Source organism: Aeromonas sp. s1(2024), from assembly GCF_040908005.1.
GTDB lineage: Bacteria > Pseudomonadota > Gammaproteobacteria > Enterobacterales > Aeromonadaceae > Aeromonas > Aeromonas caviae.
The window spans coordinates 86,596-108,883 of the sequence record NZ_JBFOCW010000045.1; the positions used below are offsets into that span (position 1 = coordinate 86,596).

The 22,288-nt window shown below is 61.8% G+C and carries 22 protein-coding genes; 7 read left to right on the forward strand and 15 right to left on the reverse strand.

Features of this window, described 5'->3' with window-relative positions:
* Positions 1-41: 41 nt before the first annotated feature.
* From cgtA to rplU, 3 genes are all read right to left on the reverse strand, one after another.
* Complete coding sequence (gene cgtA, locus AB5Y70_RS10810) at positions 42-1,244, reverse strand: Obg family GTPase CgtA (protein WP_010673200.1); 1,203 nt, start codon at positions 1,242-1,244, stop codon at positions 42-44.
* A 189-nt stretch (positions 1,245-1,433) separates the two neighbouring features.
* Complete coding sequence (rpmA, locus tag AB5Y70_RS10815; protein WP_010673199.1) at positions 1,434-1,691, reverse strand: 50S ribosomal protein L27; 258 nt, start codon at positions 1,689-1,691, stop codon at positions 1,434-1,436.
* Positions 1,692-1,708: 17 nt separating this feature from the next.
* A complete protein-coding gene (gene rplU, locus AB5Y70_RS10820; protein WP_005304210.1) occupies positions 1,709-2,020 on the reverse strand; it encodes a 50S ribosomal protein L21 in 312 nt (103 codons plus the stop codon).
* 242 nt (positions 2,021-2,262) lie between these two features.
* On the opposite strand from rplU, the gene ispB reads away from it, so the two are divergent.
* Entirely contained in the window at positions 2,263-3,234 is a 972-nt protein-coding gene (ispB, locus tag AB5Y70_RS10825; RefSeq protein ID WP_119197356.1) for an octaprenyl diphosphate synthase, read from the forward strand.
* An 88-nt stretch (positions 3,235-3,322) separates the two neighbouring features.
* Here the strand turns inward: ispB and AB5Y70_RS10830 are convergent, their stop codons facing one another.
* The 10 genes from AB5Y70_RS10830 to AB5Y70_RS10875 all read right to left on the reverse strand — a co-directional run bounded on the left by AB5Y70_RS10830 (position 3,323) and on the right by AB5Y70_RS10875 (position 13,956).
* Positions 3,323-3,511, reverse strand: coding sequence for a DUF2065 family protein (locus AB5Y70_RS10830; protein WP_119197355.1), 189 nt, complete (start codon positions 3,509-3,511; stop codon positions 3,323-3,325).
* Positions 3,512-3,602: 91 nt separating this feature from the next.
* Positions 3,603-4,487, reverse strand: coding sequence for a protease modulator HflC (hflC, locus tag AB5Y70_RS10835; protein WP_010673196.1), 885 nt, complete (start codon positions 4,485-4,487; stop codon positions 3,603-3,605).
* 3 nt (positions 4,488-4,490) lie between these two features.
* Positions 4,491-5,642, reverse strand: coding sequence for an FtsH protease activity modulator HflK (hflK, locus tag AB5Y70_RS10840; RefSeq protein WP_279988814.1), 1,152 nt, complete (start codon positions 5,640-5,642; stop codon positions 4,491-4,493).
* Positions 5,643-5,735: 93 nt separating this feature from the next.
* On the reverse strand, positions 5,736-7,022 hold the full coding sequence (gene hflX / locus AB5Y70_RS10845; RefSeq protein ID WP_010673194.1) for a ribosome rescue GTPase HflX: 1,287 nt from the start codon (positions 7,020-7,022) through the stop codon (positions 5,736-5,738).
* Positions 7,023-7,085: 63 nt separating this feature from the next.
* Positions 7,086-7,349 (reverse strand): RNA chaperone Hfq, encoded by a 264-nt coding sequence (gene hfq / locus AB5Y70_RS10850; RefSeq protein ID WP_011704864.1) that lies wholly within the window; start codon positions 7,347-7,349, stop codon positions 7,086-7,088.
* Between the two features lie 72 nt (positions 7,350-7,421).
* On the reverse strand, positions 7,422-8,339 hold the full coding sequence (gene miaA / locus AB5Y70_RS10855; protein ID WP_279988812.1) for a tRNA (adenosine(37)-N6)-dimethylallyltransferase MiaA: 918 nt from the start codon (positions 8,337-8,339) through the stop codon (positions 7,422-7,424).
* Positions 8,340-8,431: 92 nt separating this feature from the next.
* A complete protein-coding gene (mutL, locus tag AB5Y70_RS10860; protein ID WP_279988810.1) occupies positions 8,432-10,315 on the reverse strand; it encodes a DNA mismatch repair endonuclease MutL in 1,884 nt (627 codons plus the stop codon).
* Positions 10,316-10,421: 106 nt separating this feature from the next.
* The gene (locus tag AB5Y70_RS10865; protein ID WP_202395083.1) at positions 10,422-11,939 is read right to left on the reverse strand and encodes an N-acetylmuramoyl-L-alanine amidase; all 1,518 of its coding nucleotides are present in this window, start codon (positions 11,937-11,939) and stop codon (positions 10,422-10,424) included.
* 23 nt (positions 11,940-11,962) lie between these two features.
* Positions 11,963-12,436: a tRNA (adenosine(37)-N6)-threonylcarbamoyltransferase complex ATPase subunit type 1 TsaE gene (tsaE, locus tag AB5Y70_RS10870; protein ID WP_109111729.1), complete on the reverse strand. Its 474-nt coding sequence runs from the start codon at positions 12,434-12,436 to the stop codon at positions 11,963-11,965.
* 17 nt (positions 12,437-12,453) lie between these two features.
* Positions 12,454-13,956, reverse strand: a complete 1,503-nt coding sequence (locus AB5Y70_RS10875) for an NAD(P)H-hydrate dehydratase (protein ID WP_279988809.1) — start codon at positions 13,954-13,956, stop codon at positions 12,454-12,456.
* 99 nt (positions 13,957-14,055) lie between these two features.
* On the opposite strand from AB5Y70_RS10875, the gene queG reads away from it, so the two are divergent.
* Entirely contained in the window at positions 14,056-15,210 is a 1,155-nt protein-coding gene (gene queG, locus AB5Y70_RS10880) for a tRNA epoxyqueuosine(34) reductase QueG (RefSeq protein WP_167825222.1), read from the forward strand.
* A gap of 83 nt (positions 15,211-15,293) precedes the next feature.
* Entirely contained in the window at positions 15,294-16,037 is a 744-nt protein-coding gene (gene ppgK / locus AB5Y70_RS10885; protein WP_042016688.1) for a polyphosphate--glucose phosphotransferase, read from the forward strand.
* A 52-nt stretch (positions 16,038-16,089) separates the two neighbouring features.
* On the opposite strand, the gene AB5Y70_RS10890 is transcribed toward ppgK, so the two are convergent.
* Positions 16,090-16,545, reverse strand: a complete 456-nt coding sequence (locus tag AB5Y70_RS10890) for a hypothetical protein (RefSeq protein WP_010673186.1) — start codon at positions 16,543-16,545, stop codon at positions 16,090-16,092.
* A 472-nt stretch (positions 16,546-17,017) separates the two neighbouring features.
* On the opposite strand from AB5Y70_RS10890, the gene metN reads away from it, so the two are divergent.
* The 4 genes from metN (at position 17,018) to rfaH (ending at position 20,120) form a co-directional block, all read left to right on the forward strand.
* The gene (gene metN / locus AB5Y70_RS10895) at positions 17,018-18,061 is read left to right on the forward strand and encodes a methionine ABC transporter ATP-binding protein MetN (protein WP_039040957.1); all 1,044 of its coding nucleotides are present in this window, start codon (positions 17,018-17,020) and stop codon (positions 18,059-18,061) included.
* The gene (locus AB5Y70_RS10900; protein WP_029313844.1) at positions 18,042-18,695 is read left to right on the forward strand and encodes a methionine ABC transporter permease; all 654 of its coding nucleotides are present in this window, start codon (positions 18,042-18,044) and stop codon (positions 18,693-18,695) included. Before metN ends, AB5Y70_RS10900 begins: the two co-directional genes overlap by 20 nt.
* 26 nt (positions 18,696-18,721) lie before the next feature.
* Positions 18,722-19,522 (forward strand): methionine ABC transporter substrate-binding lipoprotein MetQ, encoded by an 801-nt coding sequence (metQ, locus tag AB5Y70_RS10905; RefSeq protein ID WP_279988805.1) that lies wholly within the window; start codon positions 18,722-18,724, stop codon positions 19,520-19,522.
* A 97-nt stretch (positions 19,523-19,619) separates the two neighbouring features.
* Positions 19,620-20,120 carry a transcription/translation regulatory transformer protein RfaH gene (rfaH, locus tag AB5Y70_RS10910; protein ID WP_279988804.1) on the forward strand — a complete coding sequence of 167 codons (501 nt, stop codon included), beginning with the start codon at positions 19,620-19,622 and terminating at the stop codon, positions 20,118-20,120.
* Positions 20,121-20,287: 167 nt separating this feature from the next.
* On the opposite strand, the gene AB5Y70_RS10915 is transcribed toward rfaH, so the two are convergent.
* Complete coding sequence (locus AB5Y70_RS10915) at positions 20,288-22,264, reverse strand: methyl-accepting chemotaxis protein (RefSeq protein WP_043152548.1); 1,977 nt, start codon at positions 22,262-22,264, stop codon at positions 20,288-20,290.
* Positions 22,265-22,288 lie beyond the last annotated feature (24 nt).

Genomic DNA, 22,288 nt, shown 5'->3' on the forward strand with positions numbered 1-22,288 from the left:
CCGGAGCCTGTCTGGCTCCGGTCTTGTCACGAACATGATGCTCAATCGCGAACGTAAATGACTTCGACGCCGTCGTCGTCCTCATCGTCCCAGTCGTCATCGTCCAAGCCATCATCGAAGGCCTTGGACGCCGCCAGGGCATCGGCTTCCGCCTTGGCCAGCTGGTTCTTGTGATAGTCATCCCACTTGAACTCCACCTTCTCGATGGCGTCTCTGGCATCTTCCGCCAACTGACGAGGCATGGTATCCAGCAGATCCAGGATGTCGTAGCACACCTTCTTGGTGCCTTCCTTGCTGATGGCGGTAATGGCGTAGACCGGACCTTCGTGGTTGAGGGCTGCCTTGACTCTGTCCATCACTTCCTGAGCCTCTTCTTCCAGGATCAGGTCCATCTTGTTGAACACCAGCCAGCGCGGCTTGCCCGCCAGCTCGGGACTGTATTTTTCCAGCTCCCGGACGATGGTCACGGCGTTCTCGGCAGGATCGGAACCATCCACCGGGCAGATGTCCACCAGGTGGATCAGGACGCGGCAACGCTCCAGGTGCTTGAGGAAGCGGATACCCAGGCCTGCTCCCTCGGCAGCCCCTTCGATGAGGCCGGGAATGTCGGCAATGACGAAGGAGCGGGAGTTTTCACCGCGTACCACACCCAGGTTCGGTACCAGGGTGGTGAAGGGGTAGTCTGCCACTTTCGGACGGGCCGCAGAAACGGCGCGAATGAAGGTGGACTTGCCTGCGTTGGGCAGACCCAGCATGCCGACATCCGCCAGCAGCAGCAGCTCCAGCCTCAGGGTACGCACTTCACCCGGGGTGCCGTTGCTCTTCTGGCGCGGCGCCCGGTTGACCGAGCTCTTGAAGCGGGTGTTGCCAAGGCCGTGGAAGCCGCCCTTGGCAACCAGCAGCTTCTGATCGTGACTGGTCAAATCCCCCAGCAGTTCGCCGGTGTCTTCATCGGTGGCGCGGGTGCCGACCGGTACTCGCAGGATCTTGTCCTTGCCGCGACGACCGGTACAGTTGGCACTCTGGCCGTTCTCGCCACGCTCGGCGGCGTGGAAGCGCTCGAAACGGTAGTCGATCAGGGTGTTCAGGTTTTCATCGGCCACCAGATACACGTCGCCACCATCACCGCCGTCACCGCCGTCCGGGCCGCCGTTCGGGATGTACTTCTCGCGGCGGAAGCTCACACAACCGTTACCACCGTCACCGGCATCGACTCGAATCTGGACTTCATCAACAAACTTCATAGGTAACCGTCACCTTAATTCGAAAAACCGATACGCAATTATAGTGATACGGGCCCCTTCGGGCGAGGCGCATCTGGCCGATGAGGGCTGTCAGCGCCGGCTCATCCGCGTGCCGTTTTTTCGTCAAACTCATCAGAAAAACAAAAGCCCCGCCAGGTTGGCGGGGCTTCGGATCCTTGCGGTCCGTAATTACTCAGCAACGATGCTGACGTACTTACGATTCTGCGGACCTTTAACTTCGAACTGCACTTTACCGTTCGCGGTAGCGAACAGAGTGTGGTCCTTGCCCAGACCAACGTTCTCACCAGCGTGGAACTTGGTGCCGCGCTGACGAACGATGATGCTGCCAGCCAGAACTGTTTCGCCACCGAAACGCTTCACGCCCAGGCGTTTAGCTTCAGAATCGCGACCGTTGCGGGATGAACCGCCAGCTTTTTTGTGTGCCATCTATCGGACTCCTCTAATTAAGCGCTGATGCCAGTGATTTTGACTTCAGTGAACCACTGACGGTGGCCCGCTTGCTTACGGTGGTGCTTACGACGACGGAACTTGACGATAGTCACTTTCTCGCCACGGCCGTGAGCCACAACTTCAGCCACAACCTTGCCACCTTCAACGAAAGGAGCACCTACTTTGAAAGTGTCGCCTGCAGCAACCATCAGCACTTCGTTGAAGTCGATGGTAGCGCCAGTCTCAACGTTCAGCTTTTCCAGACGAACGATTTGACCTTCGGCCACACGGTGTTGTTTTCCGCCGCTTTGGAATACCGCGTACATTTGATTAACTCCGTAAAGGCGTGTCTTTTGCTCAAGGCCAGACACGCACAAAAACCTATAACAATGGGCGGGCATTCTACGCAGAACGATTTGCCGAGGCAAGGCCAATTTAGCAAAAAGTTTATTTTGTGCGCATATCTGCCCCCGTGAATAAACGCCTAACTGTAACCCATTGTGAAATCGTGTAGAATCCCCGCCATTGCTAAAAACGCAGTAAATGCTGCCGTCACGTTACGAGACTTATGGACCAACAGACTATCCGTGCGCTCTGTGCCGCCGACATGACGGCGGTCAATGAACTGATCCTGACGAGACTCCAGTCCGATGTCAGCCTGATCAACAAGCTGGGTTTCTATATTGTCAGTGCAGGCGGAAAACGGATGCGCCCCATGCTGACCGTGATGGCCGCACGCGCACTGGGCTATGAGGGTGAAGATCACCTGAAACTGGCCGCCATCATCGAGTTCATTCACACCTCCACCCTGCTGCACGACGACGTGGTCGACGAATCCGACCTGCGCCGCGGCCGGGAAACCGCCAACGCCCTGTTTGGCAACGCCGCCAGCGTTCTGGTGGGTGACTACCTCTATAGCCGCTCCTTCCAGATGATGAGCGAACTCTCCAACCTGAAGGTGATGGAGATCCTCTCCGATGCCACCAACACCATCGCCGAAGGCGAAGTGCTGCAGCTGATGAACTGCAACGATCCGGATACCACGGAAGAGAGCTACATGACGGTCATCTACTGCAAGACCGCCAAGCTGTTTGAAGCCGCGACCCGACTCGCCGCCGTGCTAACCCATCAGCCCGAGCCCGTCGAGCAGGCCATGACCGACTACGGCAAGTACCTGGGTACCGCGTTCCAGATCATCGACGACGTGATGGACTACTGCTCCCAGAGCGAGGAGATGGGCAAGAACGTGGGTGACGATCTGGCCGAAGGCAAGCCGACCCTGCCGCTGTTGCGCGCCATGGAAGTGGGTACCCCGGAAGAGCGTCAACTGGTGCGCGATGCCATCGAGCACCGCAACGGTATGGATCATCTGGAGCGTATTCTGGGCATCCTGGATCGCACCGGAGCTCTCGAATACTCCCGCCAGCGAGCTCGGGAAGAGGCTGACAAGGCCATCGCCGCCCTCGCCATCCTGCCTGACTCCCGGCACAAGCAAGCGCTGGAGACCCTGGCCCACATGGCGGTGCAGCGCAGCGCCTGATGCCAGCCGGCGGACAATAAAAAAGAGGCCCTCTGGCCTCTTTTTTATTGTCTGAATTCGCCGTGCCACTGTCGTATCAACACAGGTTCTAACAGGCCAACGCCCACAAGATGACGCCACCTGCCACCACCAGACAGCCGCCGATGCGGCGCAGCTGTTCCGGCGGCAACTCCCCGAGCAGGCGCAGCATCTGCTGCCATGCCCTGGGAGCGAGCAAGGGCCCCAATCCTTCGAAGAGCAGCAGCAACCCCAGCCCCATCAACATGGATGTCAGCATCACCTCTCCCTATCCCTGTTCCCCTGCCGGTCTGTGGCCGGCAAACAAAAGGGCCTGAATCATCAGGCCCTTGGGTCATATCAACACATGTTTACTGCTTGTTGCCGTGCGGCGACTTGAGGTAGCGGAAGAACTCGCTGTCCGGTTTCAGGACCATGAGGTCGTTGCCACCGGCGAAGCTCTTGCGATAGGCCTCCATGCTGCGCACGAAACTGAAGAACTCCGGGTCCTTCTTGTAGCTGTCGGCATAGATCCTGGCGGCTTCGGCATCCCCTTCACCACGCAGTTGACGGGCATTACTCTCGGCGTCGGCGATCATCACGGTCACCTTGCGGTCGATGTCGGCACGCAGGATCTCGGCCTGCTCGCGGCCCTGTGAACGGTGTTCACGGGCAACCGCGGTCCGCTCGGCACGCATCCGCTGATAGATGGAGCTGGAAACTTCCACCGGCAGGTTGATCTGCTTGATGCGCACATCCACCACCTTGATGCCGAGCTCGGAGGAGCGCGCCATCTTCATCAGGGCATCTTCCATCACGGTACTGCGCTCGCCGGAGACGATGTCCTTGATGGTGCGGTTACCGATCTCGGAACGCAGGCCGTTGTTGATCTTGCGCTTGAGCAGGTCTTCAGCCTGGATCTTGTTGCCACCACCGGTCGCCAGGTAGTACTTGGAGAAGTCCTCGATCTTCCACTTCACGTAGGAGTCGATGATGAGGTCCTTCTTCTCGGACGTAACGAAGCGATCCGCCTGGCCTTCCAGGGTCTGGATGCGGGCATCCATCTTGCGTACCTGGTCGATGAGCGGCACCTTGAAGTGCAGACCCGGCTCGTACAGGCGCGGTTCACCGGAGTCGACCCGTTTCACCTTGCCAAACTGCACCACGATCCCCTTCTGTCCTTCATCGACGATGAAGATGGAAGAGAAGCAGACCATGGCGGCCACAGCGATGACACCAATAGCTAGCTTTTTCATCTATCAGTTTCTCCCTGTGCTGAAACGATCACCGCCACGCAGCGGGGTCGGAGTGGAGTTGGCCCCTTCGTTGGACGGCTGGGCCGCCTCGACTGCCGGGGTGCCCGCAGGACGTGCCGGTTGCACGGCATTCGCCTTGCCAGAGAGCTTGTCGAGCGGCAGATAGATCATGCTGTTGTTGCCAGCCGGCATGTCGACCACCACCTTGTTGGCCTGCTGATAGAGCTCTTCCATGGTTTCCAGGTAGATACGATCACGGGTCAGCTCGGGCGCGGCCTGATACTGGGGCAGCAGCTCGTTGAAGCGAGCGACTTCACCCTTGGCCTTCAACACGATCTGGGACTTGTAGGCTTCGGCCTCCTGCTCCAGACGTTTGACCTGGCCACGAGCCTTGGGCTCCACTTCACGGGCATAGGCTTCCGCTTCACGGATAAAACGCTGCTCATCTTCCTGGGCGGAGATGGCGTCATCAAACGCATCCTTCACCTCTTCCGGCGGACGCGCCGGCAGGAAGTTGACGTCCACGATCTGCAGACCCATCTGATAGGGCTCGATGATGCTGTCGATCACCTGCCAGGTTTCCTGACGCACCTTCTCACGACCCGTGGTCAGCACATCGTCCATCCGGGTGTGACCCACCACGTAGCGCAGGGCGCTGTCGGTGGCCTGGCTCAGGCTCTCGTCGGCGTTGGTCACGCTGAACAGGTACTGCTCGGGATCGACCACGCGATACTGCACGTCCATCTCGACCCGTACCACGTTCTCATCCTGGGTCAGCATGAAACCGGACGCCGGCAGGGAACGGACAGACTCCACGTCCACCGGGATCACCCGGTCGATGAAGGTCGGTTTCCAGCGCAGGCCGGGATCCACGTTGTGGGAGTATTCGCCAAAGCGCAGCACCACGCCTCGCTCGGCTTCGCGAATGGTGTAGAAGCCGCTGACGACCCACACCACCACGGCCACCACCAAGGCGATGGAGAGGCCGAACTTGCCGACGTCACTACCACCGGATTTGCCACCACCGAGCAGACCGCCAAAACGACGGCTCACCTTGCGAAGCATCTCGTCCAGATCAGGGGGGCCCTGATTCTTGCCGTTGTTCCCCCAGGGGTCACGGTCTTTGCCATTGTTACCAGGCTCATTCCAAGCCATCAGCGTCTCCATTAATACATGCGGATGGATATCATCTCTATCGGGCCACAGAGGAGCGATGAAGTCAGCAAACCAGTTATGTTCATCGACCCATCAATGCCTGATAAAGCGTTGTAAACTCTCACCTTCTTGTTTCATGAGGCGGTTCCAGTCAGCCAGTTGCAGGCGAACTTCCAGCACAAAGTCCCCCTCCTCGCTGAAACCTTCCTGCTCGATACCTTTCAGCCGATAGAGCGCACTGCGCAGTCTGGCGGCGGAAGGGGGCAGTTGCAGGGTGTGATGCACCATGGAGCCGGCCAGCAGTTCGGTCAGTGCCTGGAACAGGTATTCACTGCCCTCGCCAGTCTGGGCCGACAACCAGACTCGCACCGGTCGTCCAGCCTCATCCCGTTCAAGACCAGCCGGACGATCCCCCAGCTTGTCGATCTTGTTGCAGATCATCAGTTGGGGACGGTCATCCGCCTCGATCTCGGCCAGCACACGCTGGACCGACTCGATATTCTCCTGCATCTGTTCATCGGCACAGTCCACCACGTGCAGCAGCAGGTCCGCTTCGCGAGTCTCCTGCAGGGTCGCCTTGAAGGCCGCGACCAGATCATGGGGCAAGTGCCGAATAAATCCAACTGTATCCGCCAGGATCACATCACCCACATCCTGGATCACCAATTTGCGCAGGGTGGGGTCCAGGGTTGCGAACAATTGGTCGGCAGCATACACGCTGGCATCTGTAAGTTGGTTGAACAAAGTGGATTTTCCGGCGTTGGTATACCCCACCAGAGAAACGGTCGGCACTTCGTTGCGGTTGCGGGCACGGCGCCCCTGCTCCCGCTGCTTGGCCACCTTGTCGAGGCGGCGCAAAATGGCCTTGATGCGCTCACGCAGCAGGCGTCGGTCGGTTTCAAGCTGGGTTTCACCCGGGCCGCGCAGACCGATCCCCCCCTTTTGTCGCTCAAGGTGGGTCCAGCCTCGCACCAGACGAGTGGAAAGATGGCGCAACTGGGCCAGTTCGACCTGCAACTTGCCTTCGTGAGTGCGGGCGCGCTGGGCGAAGATATCGAGGATAAGGCCTGTTCTGTCCACGACCCGGCACTGGAACAGACGCTCCAGGTTGCGCTCCTGGGCGGGGGTCAGGGCATGGTTGAAGATGACCACGTCGGCGTCCAGCATCTGGACCTGGGACGCGATCTCTTCCGCCTTGCCGCTGCCGACAAAAAATTTGGCGCTGGGTGCGCTGCGACTGGTGGTGATCACCCCCAGTGCATTGACCCCGGCCGAGCTCACCAGCATCTTGAGCTCGTCCAGATCCTCCCGCTCGCCCTCATCGCTGAAGTTGACATGTACCAGAACGGCCTGTTCACCAGCTTCGTAACGGTCAAACAAGCGCTTGCTCCTTGACAGGTATCATGATGGATCTGAGTTGGCGAGTGAACTCGCCGCAGGATATCACGCCTCGGCTTCACCCTGCTCTTCACCGGCGGCGCCCGGGGCGTGCTGGTGATGGTTGACGGCACGGGCCGGCACCACGGTGGAAATGGCGTGCTTGTAGACCATCTGGCTCACGGTGTTCTTCAGCAGAATGACAAACTGGTCAAACGATTCGATCTGACCCTGCAGTTTGATACCGTTCACCAAATAGATAGAAACAGGAATACGCTCACGGCGCAGCGCATTCAAAAACGGGTCTTGGAGAGATTGCCCCTTAGCCATCTTTCTTTTCCTTATAGTTTGTTGTTTTTAAACACCGGATATTCAATATAACAACCTGATTATACAGGAGTGTCAAGCCGGACCAGCTTGGGCGACGACCCTGGCCAGATTGCCAGACTCACCAGATTCCAACCAGGTCACATCAGGCCAACCGCGCAACCAGGTCATCTGACGCTTGGCCAACTGGCGGGTGGCAACAATACCGCGATAACGCATCTCATCATACTCGACTTCCCCCGCCAGGTAGTCCCACATTTGGCGGTATCCCACGCAGCGAATGGAGGGAAGATCCGGGGTAAGATCCCCCCGCTCGTAAAGCGCCCTGACCTCCTGCTCGAAGCCGCTGCCCAGCATCTTGTCAAACCGCTGTTCGATGCGCTGGTGCAGCACGGCCCGATCCCTCGGCGCGATGGCAAACTGCAGCGCCCGGTAGGGCAGCCCCTCTCCCTGTACCTGGGTCAGCTCGGTGAGGGTCTTGCCGCTGATGCGGTAAACCTCGAGCGCCCGGCACAGGCGCTGGGGATCGTTGGGGTGGATGCGGGCACCGGCCACCGGGTCGATGCGCACCAGTTCGTCGTGCAGCGCCTGCCAGCCGAGGCGGTCAGCCTCTTCCTCGATGCCGGCCCGAATGGTGGGATCGGCGGAAGGCAGCGGAGAAAGCCCCTCCAGCAGCGCCTTGAAATAGAGCATGGTGCCGCCCACCAGCAGCGGAATGCGGCCACGGTCGGCGATCTCTTTCATCTCCCGCAGGGCATCCTTGCAAAAATCCGCCGCCGAATAGCTCATGGCGGGATCCAGGATGTCGATCAGCCGATGCGGGGCCTGCGCCAGCTCGGCTGGCGTCGGCTTGGCGGTGCCTATGTCCATGCCGCGATAGATGAGCGCAGAGTCCACGCTGATGATGTCGCAGGGCAGGGCCTGGCACAGTTCAATGGCGAGATCCGTCTTGCCGGAGGCCGTCGGCCCCATCAGAAAAATTGCAGTCGGCAAGTCAGCCACGTTAAACACTCCCTTCGGCCGCCCCTTCACGGGCGAGCCGGCATAAAACTGGTCATATGGATGCAACAGACGACGAGACGCCGTCAGTTGCCATCGGCAAACTCGGCCAGCACGTTCGCCAGCGACAACGGGCGTACCATGCGAACGTCTGCCAGTTGGTCACTGAAATCGGCAACAAGTTCCGTCAACAACCGGGTGGCAGTGGCAAAATCGTATATTTTTTCGGCACTTATGCCTTGTTCCACCAACCACTGGCATAGTACCCCAGCCTGCGCGTCGGCATCACTGTCAGATCCGCTCTCGACCAATTGCAACAATTCGGGTAAGAGGCGGGCCAGATCGGTCTGGCGCAGCAGGGCGGGCACCCGAGTCAGGATCATGGTGTCGCGTCCCCCGCTTTTCAACTCCAGCCCCATGCGTTTGAGCAGGCGTTCCCGCTCCTCCACCAGGGCGACCAGGTTTTTCGGCAGCTTGAAGGAGACCGGCAGCAACAAAGGCTGGGCCGCCAACCCCTGGCCCCAGGCATCCAGCAGCCAGTGGCGCAACAACAGACGCTCGGCGCGCACCAGGGAGAGCAGCGCCAACTGCCCCTGACGCTCCATCAGCAGATAGGCCTGCTCGACCAGGCTCAGGGCGCGCCACTCCCCCGTTCGGACTGGCGTCTCGACGGCACCGCTCTCGGCTCCGAGCCGGGATGCCGGCGTCGCCACCTCGGGCAGGGTGGTGAGCAAGGCGCCCATGCCTCGCATCGCGGCCCGGCTCGGGGGTTCGGGAGGCTGGTAGTGTCCTCCCCTGCCACCACTGCCTTCCCGCACGCCGTCGCCATCTCGCGCAGGGGCAGGAGCCCGATAGCCGTGTTCGGCACCGTACCACTCGGTGCGCGGCGCCTGACCCGGATAGGTGATCTCCGGGCTGCCCGGCAGCTCGACCTGGGTCTCGGCCAGGGGTGCATCGGTGGCGCTCCCTGCCCCGTCCTGGCGCAGGGCGGTGAACAGCGCCTGGAAGATGAAATCGTGGATGAGACGCGCCTGATGGAAACGCACTTCGTGCTTGGCCGGATGGACGTTGACATCCACCTGGCGGGGATCCAGCTCGATATAGAGCACATAGGCCGCGAAGCGATCGGCGGGCAGCAGCTCGTCATAGGCCTGGCGAATGGCGTGATTGATGAGCTTGTCCCGCATCATGCGGCCATTGACATAGGTGTATTGCAGGTCGTTCTGCGGCCTGGCTCCTGCCGGGGTGGCCAGCCAGCCCCACAACCGCACGTCGCTGTGTTCGCTCGATACCGCCAGGGCATGGTGCATGAAGGGGGAACCGCAGACGGCGGCGAGGCGGCGCTCCTGCTCCGCCACCGTGTTGGCCGCCTTGTACTGACGCACCACCTTGCCGTTGTGGCGCAGGATCAGGGTAGCGTCGAAGCGGGAGAGCGCGATGCGGCGCACCAGTTCGTCGATGTGGGCAAATTCGGTCTTTTCGCTGCGCATGAACTTGCGCCGCGCCGGGGTGTTGAAGAAGAGATCCACCACCTCCACCGTGGTGCCCACCGGGTGGGCTGCCGGCTTGACGGTGACGCTCATCTCACGCCCTTCCGCCTGGGCCTGCCAGGCCTCGCTCTGCTCTGCCGTGCGGGAGGTGAAGGTGAGGCGGGAGACGGAGCTGATGGAGGCGAGCGCCTCCCCGCGAAAGCCCAGGCTGTTGATCCCTTCCAGATCGTCCAGGGTCGCCACCTTGGAGGTGGCGTGGCGCGACAGCGCCAGCACCAGCTCATCCCTGGCGACACCGCAGCCGTTGTCACGAATGCGGATAAGCTTGGCGCCTCCCTTGTCGATGTCGATCTCGACCCGGTCAGCCCCCGCATCCAGGCTGTTTTCCACCAGTTCCTTCACCACGGAGGAGGGCCGCTCCACGACCTCACCGGCAGCAATCTGGTTGGCCAGAATCGGCGGCAATATACGGATTGGCATCGCTTGCTCCTGCAGATGAAAAAGGGGAAGAGGTGGACCTGGCGCCATCAACGCTCACCGCCCCTCCCTGCCATCGGCAGAGAAGAGCGGCGTTCTTCAGCCCGCGCTATTTTCGCGGAATATAGAGCACCTGCCCTATCTGGATGTCCCGTGACTTGAGCTTGTTGATCTCCACCAGTCGCGCCTGACTCACCCCATGTTTCTCGGCGAGCCGGGAGAGACTCTGACCACGGGTGACCACGTGGCGGATCATGTTGGACTTGTCGTTGCTCTGCACGCTGGCTACCGGCGCACTCGGCTCCTGGGCTGCGACCTTGTAAGGTTTGATCACGCCGGCACCGGAGGCGCTGCCGACGCTGCTGACCGGGGCGCCGCCCTCACCGACGCGATAGGGCTCGCTCGCCGGCATCCGGTTGGTCACGACCTGCTGCGTTGGCTGGGCAGCCGGCTTGCTGACAGCGACCGGCTTGTTGGCAGGCGCCTGACGCGGCGGGGCAGCAACCTGGCCCTTGCCGGTGAGCATGGGCCCCTTGGTCGGATGACTGCGGTAATAGTTGCGGATCCCCTCGAAGATGGCCCGGGCCAGCTGATCCTGATAGCTGGCGGTGGCCAGCAGCTTCTCCTCGGCGTGGTTCGAGATAAAGCCCGTCTCCACCAGTACCGAGGGGATGTCCGGCGCCTTCAGCACCGCCAGACTCGCATGTTCCGGCGCCTTCTTGTGCAATCTGGCCACCCGCCCGAGCGAGCGCAGGATCTGGCGGCTGACGTCATAGCCTTCGGCCCTGGACTTGTCCATGGAGAGATCCAGGAAGGTCTGCGCCAGATAGGGGTTGGGATCAGACTCGGCCAATACCTTGCCAACGCCTCCCAGCAGTTCCCCCTGTTTCTCCTGCTTCTCGAGCCAGCTACCCATCTCGCGGTTGGCGCGGTTGGTCGACAGCACCCAGACGGAGGCGCCGCGAGGAGTCGAGTTGTGGAAGCTGTCGGCATGCACTGACACCAGCAGGTCTGCCTTGGCCTTGCGGGCAATCTCGGAGCGTTTGTTGAGATCGACGAAGTAGTCGCCACGGCGGGTCAGCACGGCGCGCATGCCGGGCTCCCGGTCGATGAGGGTCGCCAGCTTCTGGGAGACCGCCAGGGTCACCCGTTTCTCGTAGGTGCGGCGCGGGCCGATGGAGCCCGGGTCTTCCCCGCCGTGACCAGGATCGATGGCGATGACGATGGCCTTGCCGTGCCCCCCGACGGGAGCGGGCTGCGCCGCAGCGCTCCCCTTCTCTTCATAGGGAAGATCGATCACCAGACGGTGGCCATAGGGACCTGCCGGCGCCAGCGGGAAGACCACCGGCTTGATGGCAGAGCCGAGATCCAGCACCAGTCGCAGGCCGCCCTTCTCCAGCGGCGTGCTCTCGCGGATCTTGCGCACCAGCTCGCTCTTGTTCTCGATGCGGGCCAGGTTGGTGGCGTTGCTCGCCCCTTTCAGGTCGATGACCAGACGGTTCGGACCGGTCAGGGTGAAGTAGTTGAAATTGGGGGCGCTGCTCATGTCGAGCACCACCCGGGTGTTGTCCGGTGATGGCCACACCCGCACACTCTTGAGCTGATTGGCCCAGGTGGGCAATGCCATCAGGGAGAGAACAAAAACAAGGATCACGCGCACTGAGATGACAACCGTTCCAGAATGGCTTCGCCGATAGCAGTGCGGGCATCAATCTGCACCGCGCGCTGCTCGTTTGCATAACTCAGGGTGATCTCGAGATCCGGGGCTGGCAGCCAGCCCTCGCCCTTCTCTGGCCACTCCACCAGGCAGAGGGTATCGGCGGCGAAATAGTCGCGAATGCCCATGAACTCCAGCTCTTCCGGGTCGGCCAGTCGATAGAGATCGAAGTGATAGACCTGCCACTGGGCAAGCTCATAGGGCTCCACCAGGGTATAGGTCGGACTCTTGACCTTGCCCTCATGACCCAGTCCCTGCACCCAGCCTCGGGTCAGGGTGGTTTTGCCGGCCCCGAGGGCACCGTGCAGAAATACCGTGGTGGCCTGTTGGCACGCCTTTGCCAGACGGCCACCCAGCGCCACTGTTGCTGCCTCGTCCGGCAGTGTCATCATCAAGGTTTTTGCCATGTTCTTCTTGTTACTTGTTACTGTGTCGGATTGACCAGACGACGGATCCAGGGCAGCAGATCCGATGCCAGCATGCCCCTCTCACCCTCGGCAGCGGCCAGATCGGCGGCCTCTGCGTGGATCACGGCCCCGAGTCGGGTGGCCATGCCCGCAGACCAGCCCTGAGCCAGAAGGGCGGCGATTATACCAGACAAGAGGTCACCCATGCCGCCACTGGCCATGCCGGGGTTGCCCTCGTCGCACAGGGAAATGCGCCTGCCGTCGCAGATGAGCGACCCCGCCCCCTTGAGCAACACCACACCACCGTAGCGCTGTTGCAGTCGCGAGACGGCCGCAAACCTGTCCCCCTCGACCTCGGCGATGGAGCAACCCAGCAGGCGAGCCGCCTCCCCGGGGTGGGGCGTGAGCACCCAATTATCCTGATGACGGGGGGCCTGCGCCAGCCAATTCAATCCATCGGCGTCCAATACCAGTGGCACGGCGGCTCCGATGCCCTGTTCGAACCGGGCCCGGCCCCACCCATCCTGACCGAGCCCGGGGCCCAGTACCTGCACCGATGCCCACCCTTCATCCATGTCCGCCGGGCATCCCATCAGCTCGGGTTGAACCAGGCTGGCCGCCGGGCAATCCGGGTGCTGGCGCAGGCGTACCAATCCCGCCCCCGCCCGCAGGCAGGCCTGACCCGCCAGCAGAATGGCCCCCTGCATGCCGAGGTTCCCCCCCGTCAGCAGTACCTTGCCGCTGTGTCCCTTGTGAGCCGAGCGCCTGCGCGGGGTCAGCAACCCCTTGAGGCTGGGATAATCGATCCGCTCGGCAGCGGGAACCCGTTCCTCCCCCGGCGTCACTCCCAGGGGATCCCGGTCGAGGTGGCCGACTCCGTCTACCCCGTCGGCGGTGAGCATGCCCTGCTTGATGCCGATGAAAGTGAGGGTGCGGGTGGCACGCACCAGTGCGCCCATGGCGCGGCCGGTGTCGGCATTGAGACCGGAGGGAAGATCCACCGCCAGCACGGGCGCGTTCAAGCCATTGATTGTTGCGACGATCTTTGTCATTGACGAGGAGAGGGGAAGCTGGACGCCGGTACCGAGCAGTGCGTCTATGACCAGATCCGGCGGCGGCAGCGTGATGGGCAGCAGATCCTCGGCCATGGTCACGCTCCCCCCCGATGCGAGCCACTCTTCGGCAGCCCGCCTGGCATCTCCCCTCAGCAGGCCGGGAGCCCGGGCGGCAATCACCAAAGGCTCGAGGCCGATGCGCCGGGCAAGGCGGGCCAGCACGTAGCCATCCCCACCGTTGTTGCCAGGGCCGACGAAGATCCACCACTGGCGGCTGTCGGGCCAGTGGTGACAGGCATAGTTGCACAGCGCACTCCCAGCCCGCTCCATCAGCACATAGAGGGGCAACCCCTCGTGCTCGGCCCAGCGCCGTTCCATGCTGCGGATCTGCTCGGCCCGCCACAGGGGTTGTGCTAGACTCTCCCACTCATTTTTGCGGATAGCGTCCCCGAACACCTCTACCATGACGGCCCCCACGTTTCATCATCCCATGACCCGGCAACTGGCACGCCATATTGACGCCCTGCGCCTGCCATACTCCTGCAGGCAGAGGGGAGATGCTGCATGACGGCTGCCGAACTTGCGCAACTGGCCCACGATATCAAGCTCTGGGCAAGGGAGCTAGGATTTGACCAGGTCGGCATCACCGACACCGACCTCACCTTGGAAGAGCCAAGGTTGCAGGCCTGGCTGGATGCCGGTTATCACGGCACCATGGACTACATGGCGCGCCACGGCATGATGAGGGCCCGCCCCCACGAGCTGTTGCCGGGTACCTTGCGGGTCATCTCGGTGCGGATGAACTACCTCCCGTTCGAGGCGGGCTTTGCCGCCACCCTGCGCGATCCCACCCTCGGCTACATCAGCCGCTATGCCCTCGGCCGCGACTACCACAAGGTGCTGCGCAACCGGCTCAAACAGTTGGGGGAGCGCATCGAGATGCGGTGCGAAACCCTGTTGCAGGCGACGGGACAAACCCTGGGCGAGTGGCGCCCCTTTGTCGACTCGGCCCCTATTCTGGAAAGGCCGCTGGCGGCCAAGGCCGGCCTTGGCTGGGTGGGAAAGCACTCGCTGCTGATCAACGAGTCCGCCGGCTCCTTCTTCTTTCTGGGAGAATTGCTCATCGCCCTGCCGCTTCCCGTGGATGCCCCGGTGGAGAAGGAGCTGTGTGGCAAGTGCGTGGCCTGCATCAATATCTGCCCCACCGGTGCCATCATCGCCCCCTATGTGGTAGACGGACGGCGCTGCATCTCCTATCTCACCATCGAGAATGACGGCCCCATTCCCGAGGAGTTCAGGCCGCTCATGGGCAATCGCATCTATGGCTGTGACGACTGCCAGCTCATCTGCCCCTGGAACCGCTATGCCGATGCCAGCCCGGAGCCCGATTTCAGTCCGCGCCCCAATCTGCACCGCCCGCCCCTCTTGACCTTGTGGGGCTGGAGCGAGGCCGAGTTTCTCAAGCACACGGAAGGCAGCCCCATCCGCCGCATCGGCTATCAGCGCTGGCGCCGCAACCTGGCGGTGGCCCTTGGCAACGGACCGGCCAGCAGCGAGGTCCTGGCCGCCCTGCAACAGGCGTTGCCTGAGGCGGCGCCCATGGTAGCCGAGCATATCGAGTGGGCGCTGGCGACCCTGGCCAGGCGTCAGCAGGAAGAGAATAAAAAGACGCGATTGCTGATCCGCTGCATCGAAAAAGGTCTGCCGGATCACGCATAAGTGATCTGGCACTTGCCGGATCGCAGCCATTTTTTCATGCTCTGCCGACCATTGAACATCGGCACAATAAAAGGAAGATTCTGATGCAGATGCTGGGAGTAGATATTGGGGGGTCCGGGATCAAGGGCTGCCTGGTCGACACCGAAACCGGGGAGCTGATTGGCGAACGCCACCGCATCGCCACACCGCAACCGGCAACCCCGGCCGCCGTGGCACACACCCTCAAGGCGCTGGTCGAGCACTTCCAATGGAAGGGGCCCGTGGGGTGCGGTTTTCCCGCCACCATCCACAACGGCATCGCCAAGAATGCCTCCAACATCGACAAGAGCTGGATTGAGACCGATGCCGCCCACCTGTTTGCCGATGTGACCGGCCTGCCCTGCCATGTCCTGAACGACGCCGATGCGGCCGGTCTGGCGGAGATGCGCTTTGGCACCGGGCAGGATCGCCAGGGGGTCATCATTCTCATCACCGTCGGCACCGGCATCGGTACCGCCGTCTTCGTCAATGGCCAGTTGCTGCCCAATACCGAACTGGGTCACCTGATGCTGGAAGGCATGGTGGCCGAACACTATTGCTCCGATGCGGTGCGCAAGCGCGAGGATCTTTCCTGGGGCCGCTGGGGCAAACGTTTCAACAAATACCTGGCTCGCCTGGAGTTTCTGTTCTCCCCCGACCTCTTCATCCTGGGGGGCGGCAGCGCCGCCAAGCTCGACAAGTTCATCGACAAGATTGAGACCCGGGCTCCCCTGGTGGCGGCCGCGAACCTCAACCAGGCCGGCATCATAGGCGCCGCCCTCTATGGCGCGGCCCGGCAAGGGAGCTGACCGCCAGCAACATCAGAAGACCCGGCCCGTGCCGGGTCTCTCTCATTCGGGCTCAGAGATCGTCGAGGCGATGAGCACCGTGTACCAGACGGGTCAGGCGGGATTGGGCCATGGAGGCCAGGGCTTTCAGCAGCGCCGCCGTGTCGGGCGTGGGGCACTCCCGGGCCAGACGTTCCAGCTCGCCGATGAGCCTCTCCTCCTGGCGTGACACCAGGGCCACTATCTCCGCGGGCTGGGTTGTGGCGGGCAGCGCCAGACGATCCCCCTCGGCCAGCAGATCCTCGCCAAATCCCTGATCCAGCCAGGTCTCCTTCACCGCGCTTCCCATCTGCTCGCGATAATCGTGCAGATGAGCCGCCGCGGCATCCTCCCGCCCTTGCAGATAGGCCAGCAACATCCTGCTGCGCTCAGCATCCACCCGGGGGATCTGGCGCCCGTAAATGTGCCCTTGCCGATGATGAAGCTCCTCGAGATAGAGCATCAGGTCCTTGATCTGTTGGAATCGCATCTCGCCTCCCTCCTGGCATCCACCTGCAGCCAGTATAGGGAGCTGGCATGTCGACACGGCCACGAACTGGTCATTTATTGTTCTGCATCAAGGAGATGGAAAAGAAAACAGAAAAAGAGACGGCAGGAGGAAGGGGAAACCGGCAGCGATGCTGCCCGGACGACCGGGCACCTTGTCCGAAGGGGAGGCATCAAATCGACGACATAAGAGATATTTACCAGCTTATATTCGGACTAGAGTCATCAAATCGGAATCTAATATTGATACTGGTGGTGATACCTCCACACCATAGTCAAATGGCGGGAATCCTTATCCATTTTTTAGACGTCTAGACGTAAAAACATGCGTTGACACAGCCATCCGGACATCTTAGCATCATCCTCCATGATGACAGAGCTACCCAGTGAAACCTCTGCCCAATTTACCCGCCTGTAGCGCCCTGTGCTTTAAGGCTGTTAGCACGGAAGAATCCATGATTAAGTTGATCGGTCTCAACAAAGTCTACGGTAAAGGCAGTGATGCCGTGCACGCCCTGCGTGACGTGAGCCTGCATGTGCCCCAAGGCAAGATCTTCGGGGTGATCGGTGCCTCCGGTGCCGGCAAGAGTACCCTCATCCGCTGCGTCAACCTGCTGGAGCGCCCCACCGAGGGGCAGGTCATCGTCGATGGCCAGGACCTGGTCGCCCTCAGCGAGCGGGATCTGACTCAAGCTCGCCGCCAGATCGGCATGATCTTCCAGCACTTCAACCTGCTGGCCTCTCGCACCGTCTCCGCCAACATCGCCTTCCCGCTGGAGCTGGCGGGCTGGAGCAAGGACAAGATCCAGAGCCGGGTCAGCGAACTGCTGGCCCTGGTCGGGCTGGAAGCCCGTGCCCACGCCTATCCGTCCGAGCTCTCCGGCGGCCAGAAGCAGCGCGTCGCCATCGCCCGTGCCCTGGCACCGGCTCCCAAGGTCCTGCTGTGTGACGAGGCCACCTCGGCCCTCGACCCCCAGACCACCCGCTCGATCCTGACCCTGCTCAAGGAGATCAACGTCAAGCTGGGGCTCACCATCCTGCTCATCACCCACGAGATGGACGTGGTGAAGGGGATCTGCGACGAAGTGGCCATCATCAGCGACGGCCGTCTCATCGAACAGGGGGAAGTGGCCTGGTTCTTCAGCAATGCCAAGACCCAGCTGGCCCGGGATTTCATCCACTCCACCATCCACCTGGAAGTGCCCCAGGAGTATCAGGATCGGATGAGTAGCGACCGGGTGCCCGGCAGCTATCCCCTGGTGAAGCTCGGCTTTACCGGGACCACGGTGGATTCGCCGCTGATTTCCGAGGCGAGCCGCCGTTTCAACATCGACATCAGCATCCTGAGCGCAGACATCGAATACGCCGGTGGCGTCAAGTTCGGCTTCCTGCTGGCGGAACTGTTCGGGGACGAGGCCCAGTGCGAGGCCACCCAGCAGTTCCTCATCGACAACCACATTCAGCTGGAGGTAATGGGTTATGTCCGAAGCAATGATTAATCTGCTGATTTCGGCTCTGGGCGACACCCTCATCATGGTGTTTGCCTCCGCCCTGTTCGGCTGCCTGCTCGGCCTGCCGCTCGGCGTGGCGCTGCACGTGACCAAGGCGGGCCAGATCCTGGCCAATCCGCTGCTCAACAAGGTCCTGGGCGTCATCGTCAACGTCGGTCGCTCGGTGCCCTTCATCATTCTGCTGGTCGCCATCATTCCGTTGACCCGCTTCATCGTCGGCACCAGCATCGGCACCATCGCCGCCATCGTGCCGCTGACCGTGGGCTGCATTCCCTTCATCGCCCGCCTGGTGGAAGGGGCTCTGATGGAGGTGCCTGACGGCCTGCTGGAAGCGGCCAAGGCCATGGGGGCCAAGCCCCTGCAAATCATCGCCAAGGTGCTGCTGCCCGAGGCCCTGCCGGGGATCCTCAACAGCGTCATCATCACCCTCGTCACCCTGGTGAACTACTCCGCCATGGCAGGTGCCATCGGAGGCGGTGGTCTCGGTGATGTGGGTATTCGCTACGGCTACCAGCGTTTCGATCCCACCGTCATGCTGGTCACCGTGGTCATTCTGGTGGTGCTGGTTCAACTCATCCAGAGCGCGGGTGAGCGCCTGGTCAAACAATGTGATCATCGTTAATCGTCGATTTCTGACAGGAGGTTTTTATGAAATTGGGCATCAAATCCGCAGCAGCTGCGCTGCTGGCAACCCTGGTACTGGTCGGCTGCGGCCAGAAGGAAGAGAACAAGACCCTGAAGGTGGGCGCCATCGCCGGTCCCGAGACCGAGCTGGTTGAGACCGCGGCCAAGGTGGCCAAGGAAAAATACGGCCTGACCGTCGAAGTGGTCACCTTCTCCGACTACGTCACCCCGAACGTGGCCCTGAACGACGGCAGCGTCGACGTCAACGCCTTCCAGCACAAACCCTACCTGGATGCCCAGATCCGTGATCGCGGCTTCAAGCTGGTGCCGGTCGGCAACACCTTCGTCTACCCGATCGCCGGTTACTCCAAGAAGGTCAAGGTCCTGTCCGAGCTGAAAGACGGTGCCCAGATCGCGGTGCCGAACGATCCGACCAACCTGGGTCGTTCCCTGATCCTGCTGGAGAAGCAGGGCCTGCTGAAGCTGAAAGAGGGTGCCGGTCTGGAAGCGACCGTACTGGACATCGCCAGCAACCCGCGCAACTTCAAGATCGTCGAGCTGGAAGCCGCACAACTGCCGCGCTCCCTGGAAGACGTGGACCTGGCCATCATCAACAACACCTTCGCCGGTCAGATTGGTCTGACCCCGACCGAGAACGGCCTGTTTGTCGAAGACAAGGAGTCCCCCTACGTCAACCTGATCGTTGCTCGCGAGAACAACAAGGACGACGAGAAGGTCAAGGAGTTCGTCCAGTCCTTCCAGACCGACGAGGTCTTCAAGAAGGGGACCGAGCTGTTCAAGGGCGGTCTGGTAAAAGGTTGGTAATCACTCACTCTGGAAAAAAGGCCATGTCAAGCGTGGCCTTTTTTTTTACCCCCGTTATCATAGCCAGAAGCACGGCAACACGAAAAACAGAACAACAATGAAGAATTGGTATCTGGCCTACTGCAAACCCAAGGAAGAGGCCCGCGCCCGCGCCCATCTGGCAGCCCAGGGCGTTGAATCCTATTACCCCATGGTCGAGATTGAAAAACTGCGGCGAGGCAAGCGCGTGCCCCAGCGCGAGCCCATGTTCCCCAACTACCTCTTCATCTACGTGGATCTGGAAGAGGTCACCCCGGTCACCCTGAAATCGACCCGGGGCATCAGTCGCATCATCCACTTCGGCAAGGAGTGGACCCCCGTCAGCAGCCAGCTGATCTACCGGCTCATGAGCCGGGACGACAGCGACGAGGCGCGCGCCAGCTATGCCCGTCTGCCGACCCAGGGAGACAAGGTACTTATCGAATCCGGCCCCCTCGCCGGGTTTGAAGCCATCTATCTGGAACCGGATGGCGAAAAGCGGGCCATCCTGCTGGTCAACCTGCTCAACCAGGAGACCTGCAGCAGCTTCGAAAACCAGGCCTTCCGCCGCCTGGAGTGACCCGTCCTGCCGGCAGAAAGAGCCACAGGGCAGTACACAAGACACCATCCCCCAGCTTCCGAACGGTCAGGACCGCACCTGCGGCGTGCATCCTTCCACCACCAGGTTTTCGGGCCGAAAAAAACGGGGCAGACCCAGAGGTCTGCCCCGTTTTTCTCTCCCTTGCGTCAGGCATCCAGTTCGAAGCGGCTGATGGCCGATGTCAGTCTCCCCGTCTCCCGGGTCAGGCGGGCGGCGATCTGCTCCCCCTGCTGGCCATGCTCGCTGGACTGATGGCTGAGCCCGGCAATCTCCTCCACCGTGCCCGCCACCTCCTGCGCCGCCCTTGACTGCTGCTCGGTGGCGGTGGCGATGGCGGCAAGCTGGCCGCTGAGATCCTGCACCAGCGTCGCCATCGACTCCAGAGTCTCGGTCACCGAGGCCACGGCACCGCGCCCCTGCTCCACCAGCAGGGTGCCGCTGCCCACGGTATCCGCGGTCTCCCGGGTCTGCTGCTGGATGCTGGCAATGGTCTGGTTGATCTCCATGGTCGATGCGCTGGTGCGGCTGGCCAACTGCCTCACTTCATCGGCCACCACGGCAAATCCCCGTCCCTGCTCACCGGCCCGCGCCGCCTCGATGGCCGCATTGAGTGCCAGCAGATTGGTCTGCTCGGCGATGGTGGCGATCACTTCGGTGACCCTCCCCACTTGCTCGCTCTGGCTGCTGAGCTGCGTCATCGCCTGGTTTGCCTGGGCAATCATGGCACCAATCTGCGCCATGGTGGTCCCCATGCGGGCGAGGGCCTGCTCTCCCTCCCTTGCCTGTTGCTCGGTCTGGCGAGCCGCTCCCGCCGCGTCCGCAATGTTGCCCGCCACATCCCGGGTACTGACCGACATCTGCTCGATGGCGGCTGCCACCGCATCGAGCCGCTGATTCTGGCTTGCCAGATCATCCACGATGGCATTGGTGGTCTGGCCCACCTCGCGGCCAGCCCCTTCCACCTGACCGACCGCCCCCTGGATCTCCCCCACCAGCTCGCGCAACTGTGCCGACATCCGGTTGATGGAGCCCGTGAGCCCTCCCAGCTCATCCTGACGAAGCACGGGCAAGGGGGTGACGGGGAGGCGGCCATCGGCCACCAGGCCCGCCCGTTTCACCAGGCTGGCGATGTCCCGGGTCAGGCGCCGGCTGAACAGCAGGGCCACCAGGGTGCCCAGCAGGATGACGCTGGTGGTGGCGAGCAGCAGGGTGCGGTGAATGGTCTGACTGGCGGCCGCCATCTCCCCCGCCATCTTGTCCACCTCGGCACGGGTATGGGTCACCTGGGTCGCCAGCTGATCCGCCAGCCGGGTCAGGGCGGGCTCTATCTCGGTAGCCATCAGGTGGTTGGCCCTGTCCCAGTCCGGGGCCTGGCGCTTCTCGATCACCTGACCGACCAGCTCTGCAAAGGGGGCTGACATCTCTTCAAAAAGCGTCCAGAGCCCCTTTTGTGCCTCGGTGAAGTTGGCCTCTTGCTGTTTCAGCTCGGCCACCCGCTGCTGGTGGAACTGGTAGTAGTCCCGATACTTGTCCAGGTACTCCTTCTCCCCCGAGATGAGGAAATCCCGCAGGGCAGAGAGCGCATTGCCCAGGCTGTTGTAGGCATCCCCCACCTGCTTGAGCAGCAGGCGCCTGTCACCGGGCAACGTCGCCTGGGGCGTCGCCACCTCTTCATTGGCAAAAGACTGCAACTGATCGAGGGCCGACTCCGCCAGGGGGCCGGCCTCCAGCAGCATCAGGGTGTGGGCGGGCAGGTTCTCTTCGGTGTGAGCCAGGGCCCACACCTGTGACTGCGCCCCCTTGAAATCCTTGAGTGCCCGGGTCAGGTCGGGGGTGAAACGCTGGCGCTCGATGGCGTGCCAGGCCTCTTCCCACTCCTGCTTGATGCGATCACCCTGTGCCGGATCCTTGCCGAGGATGAGATAGGCCCGCAGGGATGAAACGGTGGCAATCAGGGCTTTCTGGCTCGCCTCGTCCCGCTGCAGGGCGGGCAGGGCCTGGGCCAGCAAGGCATCTTGCGAGCCTTCGATCCGGCCGAGCTGATGATAGACAAGGGCGGAGGAGAGAATGATGAGCAGGTTGATAAAACAGAAGCTCAACAACAACTTGCTTGATATTTTCATGGCCATCCTTGGAATTCGTCGGGC

Excerpts from the sequence above, each read along its gene's own strand:
- cgtA (WP_010673200.1), bottom strand. The coding sequence starts at position 1,244 with ATGAAGTTTGTTGATGAAGTCCAGATTCGAGTCGATGCCGGTGACGGT.
- rpmA (WP_010673199.1), bottom strand. The coding sequence starts at position 1,691 with ATGGCACACAAAAAAGCTGGCGGTTCATCCCGCAACGGTCGCGATTCT.
- rplU (WP_005304210.1), bottom strand. The coding sequence starts at position 2,020 with ATGTACGCGGTATTCCAAAGCGGCGGAAAACAACACCGTGTGGCCGAA.
- ispB (WP_119197356.1), top strand. The coding sequence starts at position 2,263 with ATGGACCAACAGACTATCCGTGCGCTCTGTGCCGCCGACATGACGGCG.
- AB5Y70_RS10830 (WP_119197355.1), bottom strand. The coding sequence starts at position 3,511 with ATGCTGACATCCATGTTGATGGGGCTGGGGTTGCTGCTGCTCTTCGAA.
- hflC (WP_010673196.1), bottom strand. The coding sequence starts at position 4,487 with ATGAAAAAGCTAGCTATTGGTGTCATCGCTGTGGCCGCCATGGTCTGC.
- hflK (WP_279988814.1), bottom strand. The coding sequence starts at position 5,642 with ATGGCTTGGAATGAGCCTGGTAACAATGGCAAAGACCGTGACCCCTGG.
- hfq (WP_011704864.1), bottom strand. The coding sequence starts at position 7,349 with ATGGCTAAGGGGCAATCTCTCCAAGACCCGTTTTTGAATGCGCTGCGC.
- mutL (WP_279988810.1), bottom strand. The coding sequence starts at position 10,315 with ATGCCAATCCGTATATTGCCGCCGATTCTGGCCAACCAGATTGCTGCC.
- AB5Y70_RS10865 (WP_202395083.1), bottom strand. The coding sequence starts at position 11,939 with ATGGCATTGCCCACCTGGGCCAATCAGCTCAAGAGTGTGCGGGTGTGG.
- tsaE (WP_109111729.1), bottom strand. The coding sequence starts at position 12,436 with ATGGCAAAAACCTTGATGATGACACTGCCGGACGAGGCAGCAACAGTG.
- AB5Y70_RS10875 (WP_279988809.1), bottom strand. The coding sequence starts at position 13,956 with ATGGTAGAGGTGTTCGGGGACGCTATCCGCAAAAATGAGTGGGAGAGT.
- queG (WP_167825222.1), top strand. The coding sequence starts at position 14,056 with ATGACGGCTGCCGAACTTGCGCAACTGGCCCACGATATCAAGCTCTGG.
- ppgK (WP_042016688.1), top strand. The coding sequence starts at position 15,294 with ATGCAGATGCTGGGAGTAGATATTGGGGGGTCCGGGATCAAGGGCTGC.
- AB5Y70_RS10890 (WP_010673186.1), bottom strand. The coding sequence starts at position 16,545 with ATGCGATTCCAACAGATCAAGGACCTGATGCTCTATCTCGAGGAGCTT.
- metN (WP_039040957.1), top strand. The coding sequence starts at position 17,018 with ATGATTAAGTTGATCGGTCTCAACAAAGTCTACGGTAAAGGCAGTGAT.
- AB5Y70_RS10900 (WP_029313844.1), top strand. The coding sequence starts at position 18,042 with ATGTCCGAAGCAATGATTAATCTGCTGATTTCGGCTCTGGGCGACACC.
- metQ (WP_279988805.1), top strand. The coding sequence starts at position 18,722 with ATGAAATTGGGCATCAAATCCGCAGCAGCTGCGCTGCTGGCAACCCTG.
- rfaH (WP_279988804.1), top strand. The coding sequence starts at position 19,620 with ATGAAGAATTGGTATCTGGCCTACTGCAAACCCAAGGAAGAGGCCCGC.
- AB5Y70_RS10915 (WP_043152548.1), bottom strand. The coding sequence starts at position 22,264 with ATGAAAATATCAAGCAAGTTGTTGTTGAGCTTCTGTTTTATCAACCTG.